Origin of the sequence: Paenibacillus konkukensis, assembly GCF_023523925.1 — a bacterium.
GTDB classification, from domain to species: domain Bacteria; phylum Bacillota; class Bacilli; order Paenibacillales; family NBRC-103111; genus Paenibacillus_S; species Paenibacillus_S doosanensis.
Map to the genome: position 1 here is coordinate 3,473,993 of NZ_CP027059.1, position 16,424 is coordinate 3,490,416.

Sequence of the window (16,424 nt, forward strand, 5' to 3'; positions counted from 1 at the left end):
CTCAGCTGTCTCTCTATGCCGCCGCAGCCGCGCCGAAGCATAGCAGCGCAGCTCTTATCGATGGCCTGACTGTAATCATCCTCTCATTATAGAAAAAATCGCTCCCGCGGAACATGGCCTATATTCACCTTTTCCCGGCCAATGCTCATATCGGTTAAGTCGTCTTCGGCTCTATCGTCAAATCGAAGCCGATCTCAAACATGCGAACCCATGGGAAATGAATATTCGACAGCACCAGCCTGCCTTCTTCCGCATCCGGCAAATAGTACTCCATACACCGGCTTATTTTGGCGGCCGCAATCCGCTGCGCTTCCTCCAAACAATGCCCGATGTTGAAATAGCCCGCGTTCAGGCGGGGCAAATCGTGGACGAGCATGTCCTGCCGAACGATCGATTGATAGATGAAATCCTCAATAAGCCGGCCATAATAAAAAGTACGGCTTGCCCGCAGCACGGCGCTTCGTTCCGCCGCGTCCCCGAGCTTCATGCCGTAAGAAGCGATGATCAAATGCGCAATGACGGTGCCGAGCGTATTGCCCGACGTATTCCATCCGGCATAGGCCGTCAATGAAGCCAGCAGCCCTTGCTGCTTCAACAAATCCATCAGCACGGCGTCGCCGCCGTTGCAGACGGCGACATCGCCGAGGGCGACCCGCTTGCCCTTGCGCAAATAAGCCTGCAGCGCTTCGGCAAATTCCCGGTAATGAATTTCCGAGAAATACGAGCGGTGCCGCTGCGCATATGGGATTTGCTCGGCCATTTGCCCCTGGTCCGCCGCCGGGGAATTGACCAACAGGATCAGCTCCGTCTCCGCCGAGTTATCCGCCATCACCGCGCCCGCCGCCGTCAAATGCGCTTTGACGCTCTCATTCAAGCTGCGGTCCTCGTATTTCGGCTTGATCAGCGGGCCTTGGGTCGAGGAATACCTGACGTAAATTTCCGGCTTATAGCCCTTGCACCGGCAAAAAATATTCGCCAGCATCGTACAGCCGATTTCGTCCGCCCCGGGATACACCAGCACGCGGTCTAACAGCTTCAGTTCCTGTACTCTGCAGACAAGCCGCTGCTGCTCGCGGGAAGAGAAGCCGTACAGCGCATTATCGTCGAGCGGTATGATCAGCTGATCGATAACACCCTGTCCCGCCAATTCAATAACATGTTGGTTGACCTGCCGATTAACCCGCCGCCGCCCGATGAAATCCCGCAGTACGCCGTCCGGAATTTGCCGTTGTAGATGGTCCAGCTCCCGCTCTTCGGCATCGCTCAAGCCTTCGCGTTCCCGCTTATCGGTCAAATAGCCGTACCGGAAGATCGCTTTCCCGTACAATCGGTAATAATCCGGCTCCTCTTCGTCCGTATCGTTATCCGGCACCCTCATAATAAGATTGAAGGCGTGAATGCGAACGGATGGACGGCTTCGCTTGATTTCGCCTAGAACGGCAAGCCGCCGCAAGCATTCTTCCGCAGGCATACCGTGCAGGCGGGACGGAACGATTCCTCCGTAGACGAGCAGATCGACGGAAACGATAAGATAATCCGCATCCTGCGCTTCTTTGAGCAGCCACCGACTTAGGGCGGCCGTGTCCGCCGGCTTCTTTTTCCAGCCTAGCAGCGGCCGCTCGGGTGCGACTAGCTTCAGCTCGGTCATCGCCGCCAACTGCTGCGGGTAGCCGTAATTGCATGGCCTTTCATCCAAGGGCAAATATACGATTTTCGGCAAAGTGAACCCCCCATTTTGTAAATGTGAAAACGGCAAGCCCAAACGGAAATTTCTTCCTTAAACGAATTCTACACGCGCGCATCCGATCCTCCTGTTTAGAGAGAACCGCCCAGATACATGACGATGTATGGGCAGCCTGCGGCCGACAGGGTGGTTCGCTTGCCGGTTCGCCGCCGCTGTAACTGCTGCAGATTCGAACTTCCGCCATCCTTAGCCTTGGCGCTGCGGGAGCAAAGTCGATGGTTTCGATACGGCAAAAAAGCACGCCATATCCCCCTTGAACGGGAACGGCGTGCTGTAGTGAATAAGCCGGGCCAAATTTTTTTGAGGCCCGTTGAAACAAGGAGACAAGGCAAGCGGAAACGGCCTGCCTAAGCATGAGCGTTCGCCTTTATCCCGGATTTCAACCTATTTATCGGATGACCCGGCGTTTCTCCGGCAGTTCAAGCCTTTCGGATTGCGGGTCTCGGCCCCTATTAAGCCTCCTGCGCCTGCTTCGCTTCAGGTGCGGTCAGAATGACTTCGCCGGTAATAATTTGCGGATTCGCCAGCAGGTTAAGCACAGGGCATGCTTTCTCCACCGCTTCGTGGAGCTGGTCGATCGTCTCTTGCGGCTCCGGAGATACGATGGTCAGCTTATATTCGATGTTATGCGGATAAATCGGAATATCCTCATAGCCCGGTCTGCCTGCCAAAGGATGCTGCTGGCCGGTCACTTCGACCTCCAGAGATTCCAGCTTGACACCGCGCTCGGCCGCTTGAATCAAGGTGATATGCGTCAGGCAGCTGCCCAGCACGCCAAGCTGCAGCTCCGGGGAGCTAGGGCCCAGATCGTATCCGGCGAAATCGGCCGGACTGTCGCTGATAATTTGAAAATCGCGGATGCGGATTTCCCGCACGCCGCTGCGGCCTTTGGCTCTCACCTTGGCGCCGAACCGGTTCGGCTGCAGATTCGGATCGTTTTGCGCTTTTTCGCGTCTGGCGATGGAAGCTTCCCGCTTTTGCAGCAAATATTCGTTCAAAGTACTCATAACTATGCACGCTCCTTATATTTTAAGTTAATGTTCTATTTGTATTTCCGTCATCGGATAGCTTGTGCATCCGACCTTCCTGCCGTGCCCGGCCTGCGTTAAGCGCCGGCAGCCTCACCTCCTTCAATACGAATCGCTTCGTAATGAAGCCGTTCGATCCGGAACGTCCCGGCAGCGGCCCGCTCCGGCTGTCCGTCTTCGCCCGGCGGCTGCTCACTGATTCGCCAAAAGGAAGGAATCGCTGACCGAAGCCCGGACAACTGCGCTCCGGTTAACGGAACGCCCTCCAATGCGCCTTCAGACCTCGTATAGTCCGCCCCCTCCTTGAGGCCGAAACGGTAGAGCAAATAATGGATAAGCCCGCGAACGGTCAAAAAGGTGAACGCATATCCTTCGCGGATCGCCCGCTCCAGCTCTTCGCCCCGCTCTGCTCCATGCTCGATCAATATGTCCCACGGGAGCGACTCCGGCCCCGTCCGTCGCAGCGTCTCCGCATCCTTGCGGCGGATCAGCTCGATGATCGTTTCATCGGATAGCCCTGCGGCTCTGGCTATTTCAATGCGCAGCCCTACCGGCTGCGGCAATTTGACAACGCTCACGTTCGCTCCTCCTTTCTAAGAGTCTGTCCGACGGAGTTACTTTTGTGCATATTGAATGAATAATGACTGCCTATTTTGCCGCTAACGCCGCATTACTACTGTCATTTTGCATATATATACCTTCTACGCGGTTCATCGGACAGACTCGTAAAAGGGTGGTGAAAAAGTCCGCTGCGGTACCCATTCGATCTTCCAGTCGCTGTTGAAATCGGATCGTTTGGATTATTTTTCCTTTTTTTTCTGTGGAGAGCTCCGATTTCAAAGGCGAACGCTTCGCTTTTCCAGATTCAAATGGCCCGTGAAAACGGGCGAAATCCGGAAACAATGGCGAACGCTTCGCTGGCTTTTTCACCGAAGTTCTCATCCGGCCTTACTCTCCGATCAGGTGGCAGGCGGCGTAATGCCCCCCTCCCCAATCGCGGAATACCGGCGGCCGCTCCCGGCAGACCGCCGTCGCTTCCGGGCATCGCGTATGAAATTTGCAGCCCGCGGGAGGATTGGCCGGACTCGGGATGTCGCCCTTCAGCACGATCCGCTCCCGCTTCGCGGCCGGGTCGGGAATCGGCACGGCCGAAAGCAAAGCTTTCGTATATGGATGGAGGGGACTGCCGAACAATTCGTCCCTCGGCGCTACCTCGACGAGCGAGCCCAAATACAGCACGCCGATCGTAGAGCACAGATGCTCGACAACGCTCAAGTCATGCGAGATGAACAAATACGTCAGCTGCCGCCGCTCCTGCAAATCCTGCAGCAGATTGATGATCTGCGCCTGGATGGACACGTCCAATGCGGAGACCGGCTCGTCGGTGACGATAAATTCCGGATTCACAATGATCGCCCTGGCGATCCCGATCCGCTGCCGCTGTCCGCCGGAAAATTCATGCGGATAGCGATCGATATGATAAGACGCGAGGCCGCATAAGGCCAGCGTCTCCAGCACAAGCTCGCGCGCCTCGGCCTTGGAGGCGATGCCATGGTCGAGCAGTGCCTCGCCGATGGCGTCCCCGATCCGGATGCGCGGGTTCAAGGAGCCGTACGGGTCCTGGAACACCATCTGCATCCGCGGACGCAGCCCGCGCAGCTCCTTAGCCGGCAGCGAGAACAGATCGATGCCGGCGAATTTCACTTCGCCCTCGGTCTTCTCCGTCAGCCGCAGCAGCGTACGGCCGATCGTGCTCTTGCCGCTGCCGGATTCGCCGACGAGGCCGAACGTCTCGCCGCGCCGGATCGCGAGATCGACGCCGTCCACCGCTTTGACGTCGCCGGTTTTGCGGCCGAGAATGCCTTGATGCACCGGGAAATATTTTTTTAACCGTTTAACCTGTACCAGCGGTTCCGACAAGCTCGCTCTCCTCCTCATACAGCCAGCACGCAATCTGATGTTGGTTGCCGCCGTACCGAAGCGGCGGCTGCTTCGTGCGGCAGATGTCCGCAGCGTGGGGGCAGCGGCCCGCAAACCGGCAGCCTTCTCCTAGTCCGATAAGGCTCGGCACCTGCCCGGGGATCGAGTACAGCCGCTGCGACCGGCGGCCGATAACGGGCCGCGAGTTCAGCAGCCCTTGCGTATACGGATGCTTGGGCTGCCGGAACAATTCGAGCACCGGCGCCTGCTCGATCACTTTGCCGCAGTACATGACGACCACATGATCGGCCATTTCCGCTACGACGCCCAAATCATGCGTAATGAGCAGAATCGACATTTGGCGCTCCGCCTTGATCTCGCGCAGCAGATCGAGAATTTGCGCCTGGATCGTCACGTCCAGCGCCGTCGTCGGCTCGTCGGCGATCAATAGCTTCGGATCGCAGCTGAGCGCGACGGCGATCATAATCCGCTGCAGCATTCCCCCGCTTAGCTCATGAGGGTAAGCGCGCGCGATCGCTTCCGGCCGGGGAATGCCGACCCGCCCGATGAGCTCGACCGCCCGGAGCCGGGCGGCCTTCCTGCTCAGCTGCAGATGCTCGATCAGCGGCTCGGCGATCTGCTCGCCGATCGTCAGAACCGGGTTGTGCGAGGACATCGGCTCCTGGAAGATCATCGCGATCTCTTTTCCGCGCAGCCGGTGCACCGTCTTTTTTCCCGCTTGCAGCAGATCCTCGCCCTCGAACAAGATGCGGCCGCCCTGTATGCGGCCCGGCGGCTGCTCGATCAGCCCCATCATCGACAGCGCAGTCACGCTCTTGCCGCAGCCCGATTCGCCGACCAACGCCACCGTCTCCCCTTCGCGAATCCGAAAGCTCACGCCGCTAACCGATTGGACGACGCCCTCTTCCGTATGAAAATAAGTATGCAGATCGACAAATTCCGCCAGCGTCTTCCTCGTCATGCGTTTCACCTACCTTTTCATCCTTGGGTCGAGCGCATCGCGCAAGCCGTCGCCCAGCACGTTGATCGCTATAACGGTTAAGAAAATCGCCGTACCGGGAGGAATCCAAAGCCACGGCCGCGTCTGAAAATCGATCAGCGAATTGGCCGCAGCCATCATATTTCCCCATGACGGCGTCGGCGGAACGACGCCCAGACCAAGATAGCTTAATACCGTTTCGCTCAAGATCGCCCTCGCCACGCTCAGCGTCGCCACGACCAAAATGACCGGCACCGCATTGAGCAAGAGATGGACAAGCTTGCGGCGGTCCCGCAGCCCCAGCGCCTCGGCGGCCAGCATGAACGGGCGCTCCCGGAAGGACAATATTTGGCTGCGCACCAGCCGGGCGAGCGACGGCCACGCCATGAAGCTGATCATCAGCATGACCATATAGATGCGATATTCGGAAGGAACCTTCAGATCGGATAAAATCGCTCCGATGATGATCAGAATCGGGATTTCCGGCACAGCGAGCAAAATATCGGCGATCCGCATGATCAGATGATCCGCGAACCCCCGGTAAAAGCCCGCAATCGCCCCGAGCAGCGAGCCCAGCACGATCGACAGCACCATCGAGACGAGCCCGACCAATAACGAAATGCGTCCTGCTTGCATAAGTCGCGTCAGCACGTCTCGGCCCAAATTGTCGGTTCCCAGCCAGTGCGAGCCGCTCGGCGGCTTGTTGATCAGCGATACGCTCACTCTGCCTGCCGTATCGGAGGCGAACAACGGACCGACGAAGCAGAACAGCAGCATGGCCAGCAGGAACAAGAGTCCGGCGCAGGCCAGCTTATTTTTGCGCAGCCGCCGGTACGCGGCCTGCCACGGGGAAGAAGCGGCGGACGGACGCGCCCCGTCCGGCGTCCCCCTGCGTCGCAGCGCCTCCGGCTGCAGCAATTCACCGGAATCCATAGCCATGGCGGATACCTCCTTACTTTAAGCGGATACGCGGATCGGCTGCCGCATACAGCCAATCGGCGAGCAGATTGCCGATCACCGTCAGCACCGCCAGAAACATCGTAAATCCCATCAATATCGTATAATCGCGGTTCGATATAGCTTCCATATGAATGTAGCCGACGCCCGGCCAAGTAAAAATCCGCTCCGTAATAATCGCCCCGGAGAACAGCCCCGGCAGCTCCAGCCCGAGCAGCGTGATCGCCGGAAGCAGCGCGTTGCGAAGCGCATGCTTGTAGACGACCGTCCGCTCCTTTAAGCCTTTGGCCCGCGCCGTCCGGACAAAATCCTGCTTGATGACGTCGATCATATTCGCGCGGAAATGCCTTGTCAGCGAGCCGACGCTGAGCATGGTCAGCACCGTGGCCGGCAGCACCATATGCCGGGCGATTTCGAGCAGGTAAGCCGCCCCCGCAGATTGGCTGCCCGTATCGAGAATGCCCCCGATCGGCAGCCAGCCGAGATCGACGGCGAACCACTTGATCATCAGCAAACCGATGAAGAAGGAAGGAAACGACATGGCGGCGAATACGCCGAGCGTAATAAGCGAGTCGTACCACGAATACTGCCGCGTTGCCGAGAAAACGCCGATCATCACGGCGATGATCCACGTCAGGATCAGCGACACGCCTGCAATCAGGAACGAATTGAGCATATATTCCTTCAGCACCGTCATCACCGGCTGCTGGTATTGCAGCGAGTAGCCCAGGTCTCCCTTAAGCGCATTGCCCAGCCAGATGAAGTAGCGCTCCATCAGCGGCTTATCCAGCCCGTAGAGCGCCTTCAGCTCGGCCGCCCGCTCCGGAGTCAGCGTTATGTCCGAATCGATGAAATCGCCCGGCGCCAGCGCAAAGATGAAGAAGATGACGAGCGAGGCGCCCAGCAGCGTCGGAATGAGCTGCAGCAGCCTTTTTCCCATATAGACATGCATGGCTCCGATAGCCTCCTTCCCGACTAAAGCTCCGATCTCCGATGCCCGTTGTTATTGCTGCTGAATTTTCAGCTTCGGAATCGAACGGTTCAAGATGGATACCGGATCGGGATTTATCCCTTGAACCCGCGCATTATGAGCGGACAATATTTTCAAATACGAGAGCAGCAGCACCGGAGGATCGTCCTTCAGCTCTTTGTACAGCTCGTGATACAGCGGAATCCGCTTGTTCGTATCGAGAGTCTCCGTGCTCTGCTCGATCAGCCGGTCGACCGTAGGGTTCGAATAGCCGCTGACGCTGTATTTGCTGTGGAACCCTTTGACGCCCTCATACGGATCGGAGAAGTTCGTCGACGTGAAGGAAGCGATATCGAAGTCGCCCTTTTTCCGTTTGGCGAGCAGCGCGTTGAAGTCGAGAATTTCCGCTTCCACCCCGATGCCGATATCGTTCAAATTTTCCTTGGCCAGCGGAATCAGCACGTCGTCGATGTTGTAGCCTTTACGGCCCAAATATTGCAGCTTCAGCTTTTGCCCGTCCTTCTCGCGGATGCCGTCGGCGCCTACCTTCCAGCCGGCTTCGTCCAGCAGCCGCTTCGCTTTTTCCGGATCGAACGGGTACGCCGTCACGTCCTTCGTATAAGCCCACGACGCCGGAGACACCGGAACGTTCGCCACTTCGCCGAAGCCCTGGTACAAAATATCGGTGAATTTTTGCCGGTCCAGCCCGTAATACAGCGCTTGCCGCACCCGCTTATCCTTCAGAAGCTTGCCTCCGCTGTTAAAGTCGAGGTATACGTACGAAGTAGCCGTAAACGTATTGATATTGACGAAGCCGAGCGCCTTCAGCTGCTCGAAATTGTCGCGGTTGGCAGTGAACCGGTCGAAGTCGGTCTCCCCGACTTTTATGTACTGAAAGTTGGTGTCGTTGTTCGTAATTTTGAAAATAAAGTTGTCCACGGCCGGTTTGCCCGCATAGTAATTCGGATTCGCCGTAAACCGGACTTCCTGCCCCTTAATAAACTTGTCGAATTGATAAGGCCCCGTGCCGAGCGGCTTGTCATGCAGCGTTTTTATATAGTCCAGATTGCCCTGCTTGTAATCTTTGCCGTAATAAGCCTTGGACAGCACTTCTCCGCTGATAAGCGGCAGCGCGAGCGTCGATACCTTCTCCGTCGTAATCTGCACGGTCTGCGGATCGATCACCTTAATGCCTTCCACGCTATCCGCCTTGCCTTCCTTGTAAGCCTTGCCTCCCTTAATGCCCGCCTGCGCAATGTCGACCCGGCCGTCGTATGCGGGATCATGCAGCAGTGTCAGCGTGAAGGCCACGTCTTCGGCGGTCAGCGGGCTGCCGTCGCTAAACTTCAGGTTCGGACGCAAGCGGAAGGTGTACGTCAGCTGGTCCTCCGACGTTTCCCATGATTCGGCCAGCTCCGGGATCGGCTTGCCCGTCTCGTCCTTGGTCAGCAGCGAGGCAAAAAGCACGTTCGTCACATTGCCGTCCCAGCCGTTTTGATAAAAGTAAGGATTAAATATGCCCTCCGGCGTTTGCGTCCCGGAAATGAACGTATTCGTTCGTTTTTTGGCGGTTTCCGGAATTTTGGACAGATCCGACGCTTTGGTCAAACCGTCCTGAATATTGCTTAGCCCGGCGCTTTCCTGCGCTTGCGACCCTTCCTTCGCACCCGCTTGGGGCTGATCGGCGCCGGAGCCGGAAGGTCCGCCTCCGCACGCCGTAAGCAGCATCGTCAAAATGAGGGCCGGTAATGCTCGTTTCGTCCATTTGTTGTTCATTGTTGTGATCCCCGCCTTTTTATTTTAAACTATACTTACCTGCAAACTCGGAATTAATCCAGCGAAGTTCCCTTCATTCTTGCTCCGTTTCCATTGCCGGACTGGATCGGACTGAAAAGCAAGTCTCCGGTTGAAGCGGTAGACTGCTTATCGAAACGTCGAAGCGGCCTTGATCCAAAAAAACAAAAACGGAGACCAATAACAAGCATCGGTCTCCGTTCGTACGGTAGATAACAAAGTATTCTTATGTGATTTGTATGGTAACACCATCCGCTCAGCCTGTCAACGGATATTTTTTCGGCTTATCGCCTACTCCTTATTATAAATCTTGTACATCAGCACCGCCGTTTCCGCCCGAGTCGCATACCCTTGCGGATTCAGACCGTTCCCATCACCGGTCATAAGTCCTTCCTTCACCATGAAAATAGCGCTGTCCACAGCGTACGAAGCTACCTGAGCGCGATCGGCGAACGGCTGCAAATCGGCTGTCGATCCTTTTGCAGCGGCCGTTTTGGAGGCCAATTGCAGCGCCCTTGCGCTCAGCACCATCATATCCTGGCGCGAGATCGCTTCGTTCGGGTTAAATCGATTGCTGCCGACACCGTCGCTAATGCCGAGTTTTTTGGCGATGCCGACTTCCTCGTAGTAGTAATCCGACTTGCCGACATCCGCAAAGTTACTGTCCACCTCCGCCGACAAGCCCAACGTTCTGACGAGCAGCAAGAGGAAATCCGCCTTCGTAATCGTGTTTGCCGGAGCAAACATGTCTTTCGATATCCCGTTGATGATGCCTTTGGAAGCGAGCACTTCGATCGGCTGCTTCGCCCATCCGTAGGCGTCAATATCCGCGAAAGTCTTGTATTCGGCAGAAATGGCGTACAAGCTGAAATGCGTCGTGGTGAATGTAACTCTTCCCGTCGCCGGGTTGTATTTGCCGCTCGGCACCTTCGCCGCTTGGCCGTTGCCGTCGATATACCAGACAATCAGATGCTCGGGGTCTTTCCGCTCTTGTTCAGACGGCGTATACGGCACCGAAATCGTGACAGCTGCCAGCGGGTTGTTGAACTGCACGGCTTGACCGTCCACCTGCAAGCGAATGTCCAAAAGCGGTCTGTCGCCGATTTGGGTCCGCAGCGCGGCATCGCCAATCGCGTTCTTATCCGCGCTTTGCACCGTCAGTGTAACCGACGAGGACGCCGCAACGGAAGCGGAAGCGAGCATATTGCCCGGGAGCACGACCGTCGCCAAAGGAGTGGCGATCGCAATGTTCTCCTTCTTGGTCATGCTTGTAACGAAGCTTGCCGGGAACGTCAAATCGTAAGCTTTGGCCCCGGGCACTTCAGGCACTTGCACGGTCGCCGTCTTGACTCCATTCTGATCGGCGGTCGCCTTGCTCATCAGCTCATCCAGTGCGTCAGCCGAGATTTTCGTTGTCGTTGTGCCTGCGGCCGGCTCGGACGCCGTGTCGGTTCCCACGGCCGGCGCTGCAGACCCACTGGAATGCGATCGACGTTTCAAGCCGCCGGCAGTGCTCCCATTGTCGCCGTTATTGCCGTTCTCTCCGTTGTTGCCATTGCCGCCATCGCCGCCATTGTTTCCATTGTTTCCATTGTTGCCGTTATTCCCATTATCACCGTCGCTACCATTGTTACCGTTATTTCCGTTGTTTCCGTTGTTGCCATTGTCGCCGCCACCTTGCGCGGCAGCGGTCGTTACTGCAACCGCATTGCTGTCCGGCGAATACCCGCCGTCGGCGTCGATCGCCTTGACGGTAAAGCTGTAGAGCGTGCCCGCCGTCAGACCGCCGATCGTGGCGCTGTAAACCGAGCCCGTCACGCTATAAGTCGCTCCCGTCACACTGGTTCCGTCTTTATAAATGCCATACCCCGCCGCCCCGGCGGAGCCTTGCCAGCTCAAGCTGACCGTCGTTTGTGTAACATTCGCGGCTGTCAAGTTCGTCGGCGCCGCCAGGCGGCTTGGCGCCGGCGGCACGACGGCCAGCGTCCTGGCATCCTGGAACAAGCCGTAAGTCGCCGTAATGACGGTCGAGCCGGCGCCGACCGCGCGGATCGTGCCTGTGGAGTCGACCGCCGCGACGCCCGGATTGCTGCTGACGAAGCCGACGCCCTGCGTGAGCGGAACTTGCGATCCGTCGTCATGGACGGCACTCAGCACACCTGCCGCCGACTGCCCGACACTCAGGCTATCCGGCACGTCCAGCTGCACCGAGGCAACCGGGGACTGGCCTGCAATGACGATTTCGACGATATTGTTCCAGGCGTCCTTCGAGTTGCCATGTCCGTTGGATTTGATGTAGCGCGCCTCTGTCAACGGAATCTGGAACAGCTCCAGATTCGCGGTGGCGCGGCTGCTGTAACCGGAATAAACTTTGGTCCAATCGGCGTTATCGACGGACGTTTCGAGATCGAACGAGTATTGATCTTGATCTCCATTATAAAACGAAATGAGTACGTACTTCACCGGCTTCGCTTGGCCGAGATCGAATGTCGCCCATTGCTCGCCATTTGCGGCAAGACGGGTCGACATATTGTTGTCGTAGGCGTTCGCGGGCGAATAAGGCGACTTAAAATCGCTGGCAGCCGCCCCGACAATCGGGTAAGGCAGCAGCCGTTCGGGAATCGCGCCGTAAGTCGGCAGCCCCGACAGCGCCACCGTGTAATCGGTGGCCAGATAAGGATCGTCCAGATCTGTCACATGCACGACAGCCGTGCCGAACAGCGTCGGCGACTGCGTTACCTGCACCGCACCCGCGCTCGCAGCCGTCACGATCGGCACCCGCTGCGTGCCGACCGGCAATTGCACCGTGTAGCTATATTTTCCCGGAGCAAAATCAGGCAGCGAGATGCCGTTGACCCGAATGTCCGACGCTTTCGGCAGCGATGCCTCAATCGGCGGCTTGCTGCTCTTGGACAGCGCCAGCTTGTCAAGCTGAATGCCGCCCTGCTGCGGCTTCAGCACCAGATCGTGGATCCCCTCACTCAGCGTGAATGAAGCGGACGTGCTGCTCCAGCCCATTGCTCCGGCTGCCATGCTTACCGCCTCATCCGGGCCGCCGTCAACGGACACGAGAACCGTAGACGGGCCGGCTGCGCCGCTTCCAAGCAGATGAACGTAAAACGTTCCGTCGCTCGCCGCATCAAGCCGGTACATCAGGCTCGCAGCCGTCGCCCCTGCCGTGCCGCCCGCCTGTACAGACAGCCCCCGGAACAAGCGGGGCAAGCGACCGCAGCCAGATCGCCTTGCTTGAACGAATATTTCTCCGCTTCTATCTGCAGCGTAATCGCGGCTGCATCGAGCGAGATCGGATAACCTGCGTACGAAACCGGCTGTCTTTGCACCGCCGCAGTCGAATACTCGTCGGCGCCAATATCCGGCGCTGCGCTCCGCGGCTGTCCGTCCATGTCATCGCGCACATACGGATACGCATGGGTCGCCGCATCGATCGCCGCGCTGCCGGCTTGCAGCCGGTACAAGCCGTCGGCCTGCAAGGCAAGCTGCGGGTCGACATTCCGGATTTCCGCGCTCGTCCGGGCCGGATTGCTGCCAGGCTGCGCCGTGAATCCGATGTTGTCCCGATACACCGTATTGCTCGCAATCGTCTCGGGGAAAGCCTCGTTTGTCGTATTTTGCACCAGATTGTTAGCCACGATCGTGTCGACCGGCTCTTTGAAGTATTTCGGATTGACGCTGTACGACGGGTGTCCGACTGTAATGCCGTAGGCGCTGTTCACAATCGTGTTGTTCACGATTTGCGCCCGGTACACCGGCCAATGCTTGGAGAAATCGCCGGAATACGCCTTATAGGTCGAAATCGCCGGCCCGTGATCGACATCGCCGTTGTCAATCAGGATGCCTTCCACGGCAAGCCCCTGGAAGTAATTGTTATATATTTTATGATCGGCGCCGTATACTCGGATGCCGCCAACCCCTTGCTTCACCCCGTCGCCGATAAAATAGTTCCCGTACACTTCCGTCCCGTTGCCATGGCGAAGCGTCAGCTGCGATTGGGAGTTGCGGAACGTATTATAGCGAATCGTGTTGTTGCTGGTCTTAACCGAAATGCTCTCGGGATCGCCGTCGCAGTTGTCAAACTCGTTGTACTGCACGACCGCATAGCCGCTCAGCATCGATACGCCCGAGAGGCCGAGCCGGATCGACTCCATGCCGTTATCGATGCGCGGGCCGAAGTTGCGGAACAAATTGTATTCGATCGTGAGATACTGGGACATTACCGAGCTGCCGTTGCCGTCGATGCTCATGCCTTGGCCTTGCTGCGTCTTGTTCGCGAATACGTTGTGGTCGACCTGAATATAGTCGCTGTTCGCGCCGCGAATTTGCATATACGGAATGTTCGCGCTCGCATTGTTCGGATTTTCGATTTGTTCGAAGGAACACTCCGTTACCCGGATGCTGTTCGAGCTGTCCAGAAGCAAGGAGACATTATCCGTGTTCGTAAACCGCAGCCCCTGTACGTTGACGTACGCGGACGAGGTCGATACCTTCATATAGGCGGCGCCGCTAATGATCGCGCGGCCGGTATGAGCCGCCTTGATCGTAATGGGCGACGTCAGCGTGCCGACCTTGCCTTTCAATTCAAACGGACCGGTTTTCGTATAAATTCCGTCCGCCAGTACAATGGTCGTCCCCGCCTGAGCGGCCGCCAGCGCGGCATCCAATTGCTCCGCCGTCGAGACGTTCACGATCGTGCCGCTGCTTATCGTGTATACCGGCGTTGCGCTCGCCTGCTGCGAATTCGCGCTGGAGCCTCCGTCATTCGTCGCCTGAACGACGTAATAATAGGTCGTGCCGCTTGCGATATGCTTATCCGCGAAGCTGGTCGCGCTGCTGTCGGTCGTGCCGACCGTCGTGTATTCGCTGCCGTTCTTCGTGCTGCGCAGTACCTTGTAGCCCGTTGCGCCGCTCACGGCATTCCATTGCAGCGCCACTTGCGTGCCTGCGTCGGCATTGGCCGTAACGCCGGTCGGCGCGTCCGGCGCCGTCAGCGTCGCGCTCGCTTCCGCAGAGCTGCTGCCGGTTCCTGCCGGATTCACGGCTTGCACCGTGTAGTACCAGGTGCCGTTCTCCACGCCGCTGTCCACATAACCGTTCGCACCGCCATCTTCAATCGTGCCGATTGGCGTAAAGCCGCCGCCGCTTCGCATGCTGCGCAGCACAACATAGCCGGTCGCGCCGCTTACCGGCTGCCAGGACAACGCAATCGTCGCGTCGCCCGTAGCGGTCGCTGTGACGCCGGTCGGAGCGGCAAGCGGCGTCGCGTTCAGCGTCGCGCTCGCTTCCGCAGAGTTAGCGCTGGAGCCTCCCGTGTTCACCGCCTGCACCACGTAGTAGTACGTGCCGTTCGCGATGCCGGTGTCCGAATAGCTCGTCGTCGATCCATCCGCCGTCGTGCCGATGCGCACATAGCCGCTGCCGCTTGTCGTGCTGCGCCATATGCTGTAGCTTTTCGCGCCGCTTACCGGAGACCAGCTCAGCGCAATTTCCGAGCCGGCCACAGCTGCGGTCAGTCCGGTCGGAGCATTCGGCGCCGTGACGCCCGCCGTCGCCGTCAAAGGCGCGGCATTGTTGATCGTCAAGCTCGGCGTCGCGCCCGTATCTGCGGTCACCGCCTGCACTCGGTAGTAATAAGTCGTGCCGTTCACAGCCGTCGCATCGCTGTAAGCCGTCGTGCCGCCCGCGACGGTGCCGAGCTGCGTATACCCGCTGTCGCTGGACAAGCTGCGCCAGATCGTGTAGCTGGCCGCCGATGCGAAGCCGCTCCAGCTCAGATCGATCTTGTTATCGCCGGACGCCCCTGTCAAACCTGTCGCGCCGACGGAGACAAAAGCCGGAATCCCTTCCGCCGACGAACCCTGCGGCGTTATCGAGACCGGACTCACCATGTAATAGTACGTCTGGGGATTCGTCACCCCGATGTCCGTAAAAGCCGCGGCGCCAGACGTGCCGGCATACAGATACGGTCCAGAAACAGTCGTCGATCGCCGAATCACATAGCTGTCGGCGCCGGTGACCTCCGACCAAGACAGATCGACCGCCGTTCCAGCGGAAGTGCCGGTCAGTTCCCCCGGCGCGCCGAGCGGCGTATCGGTGGCGTACGGGTTATCGAAGCTCGCGACACCCTTCTGCGTCACAAACCCGATGTACGGAACGGCCGACATCGCCATGTCGTCGCTGACCTTGGCGATGAGCGCCGGCCCTCCCTTGGCCGAGCCGTACATCGCGGCTCCGCTCACCACAAGGTTCAGCGTACAGTAGGTGGCCGAACTGCCGCCGGCGCAAGCTCCTCCGAGGGAGACGGAGCCCGGCATCGAGACCGACGCGTTGTTCACTTTGCCTCGCCATTCGAGGCTGCCCCCGCTTAAGCCAAGCGCATAAAAGTTTTTGCTGTCCTTATACCGAATCAGGCCGGGATGCGCGCCGCCGTCGGCAGCCAAGTCTTTCACTTGCCCGGAGAAGGCGCTGTCGGCCAGGAAAGACTTCGTTTTATTGGCAACGTAGAGACTATTGGCCCCCGGATCGCTCTGAATCGCGTTGCCGTTAGTTCCGTCGGCAACAACGGTCCACGGGGTCGCCGCATTGCCCGTCCATCCTCCTATCGTGTTGCTGCTCGTAATCGTATTATTGACTTCAAAATCGGGAGGCTCAAACCCCGTCGACAGCGTCACCGGCTGGTTGGAAGCGGATACATAATGTGGAAACGAACAGACCGTCAGAGCCGCGATAAGCAGCATGCTAACATAAGAGTTTGGCCGTTTACTACGCATAAAGTCACCTCGGATTCATTAGAATTAAGCTTCGATCGAAGCTTTCAAAGCGGGGCCGGCGCAAGAAGCGCGAAGCCGTTAAGATCAAGCCGTATCAGACGGTACGTTTGCGGGGCGTCCTGACGTTAGGTCCGAGGCCGCACCAATGCAAAGAAATTCCGTGCGAACGCCTGCTGCCAAATACGACATTAATCGCGATTTCTGCCGACATTGCTGACGTTGTTGT

The 16,424-nt window shown here is 58.1% G+C and carries 11 protein-coding genes; all 11 read right to left on the minus strand.

The window, feature by feature from the left end; genetic code table 11:
- Positions 1–154: 154 nt before the first annotated feature.
- The 11 genes from SK3146_RS14890 to SK3146_RS14940 all read right to left on the minus strand — a co-directional run bounded on the left by SK3146_RS14890 (position 155) and on the right by SK3146_RS14940 (position 16,198).
- Positions 155–1,720, minus strand: a complete 1,566-nt coding sequence (locus SK3146_RS14890) for a DUF4127 family protein (RefSeq protein ID WP_249865764.1) — start codon at positions 1,718–1,720, stop codon at positions 155–157.
- A 476-nt stretch (positions 1,721–2,196) separates the two neighbouring features.
- The gene (locus SK3146_RS14895; protein WP_249865765.1) at positions 2,197–2,751 is read right to left on the minus strand and encodes an OsmC family protein; all 555 of its coding nucleotides are present in this window, start codon (positions 2,749–2,751) and stop codon (positions 2,197–2,199) included.
- A gap of 98 nt (positions 2,752–2,849) precedes the next feature.
- Positions 2,850–3,350 (minus strand): hypothetical protein, encoded by a 501-nt coding sequence (locus tag SK3146_RS14900; RefSeq protein ID WP_249865766.1) that lies wholly within the window; start codon positions 3,348–3,350, stop codon positions 2,850–2,852.
- A 70-nt stretch (positions 3,351–3,420) separates the two neighbouring features.
- A complete protein-coding gene (locus tag SK3146_RS14905; RefSeq protein ID WP_249865767.1) occupies positions 3,421–3,714 on the minus strand; it encodes a hypothetical protein in 294 nt (97 codons plus the stop codon).
- A 6-nt stretch (positions 3,715–3,720) separates the two neighbouring features.
- Positions 3,721–4,692 (minus strand): ABC transporter ATP-binding protein, encoded by a 972-nt coding sequence (locus tag SK3146_RS14910; RefSeq protein WP_283942825.1) that lies wholly within the window; start codon positions 4,690–4,692, stop codon positions 3,721–3,723.
- Complete coding sequence (locus tag SK3146_RS14915; protein ID WP_249866306.1) at positions 4,667–5,674, minus strand: ABC transporter ATP-binding protein; 1,008 nt, start codon at positions 5,672–5,674, stop codon at positions 4,667–4,669. The genes SK3146_RS14910 and SK3146_RS14915 overlap by 26 nt, the downstream gene beginning before the upstream one ends.
- 9 nt (positions 5,675–5,683) lie before the next feature.
- Positions 5,684–6,631 (minus strand): oligopeptide ABC transporter permease, encoded by a 948-nt coding sequence (gene opp4C / locus SK3146_RS14920; RefSeq protein WP_249865769.1) that lies wholly within the window; start codon positions 6,629–6,631, stop codon positions 5,684–5,686.
- Between the two features lie 13 nt (positions 6,632–6,644).
- Positions 6,645–7,601, minus strand: a complete 957-nt coding sequence (locus SK3146_RS14925; protein ID WP_249865770.1) for an ABC transporter permease — start codon at positions 7,599–7,601, stop codon at positions 6,645–6,647.
- Between the two features lie 51 nt (positions 7,602–7,652).
- Positions 7,653–9,395: an ABC transporter substrate-binding protein gene (locus SK3146_RS14930; RefSeq protein WP_249865771.1), complete on the minus strand. Its 1,743-nt coding sequence runs from the start codon at positions 9,393–9,395 to the stop codon at positions 7,653–7,655.
- Between the two features lie 309 nt (positions 9,396–9,704).
- Complete coding sequence (locus SK3146_RS14935; RefSeq protein WP_249865772.1) at positions 9,705–12,626, minus strand: S-layer homology domain-containing protein; 2,922 nt, start codon at positions 12,624–12,626, stop codon at positions 9,705–9,707.
- Complete coding sequence (locus SK3146_RS14940; RefSeq protein WP_249865773.1) at positions 12,566–16,198, minus strand: chondroitinase-B domain-containing protein; 3,633 nt, start codon at positions 16,196–16,198, stop codon at positions 12,566–12,568. The genes SK3146_RS14935 and SK3146_RS14940 overlap by 61 nt, the downstream gene beginning before the upstream one ends.
- Positions 16,199–16,424: the final 226 nt, after the last annotated feature.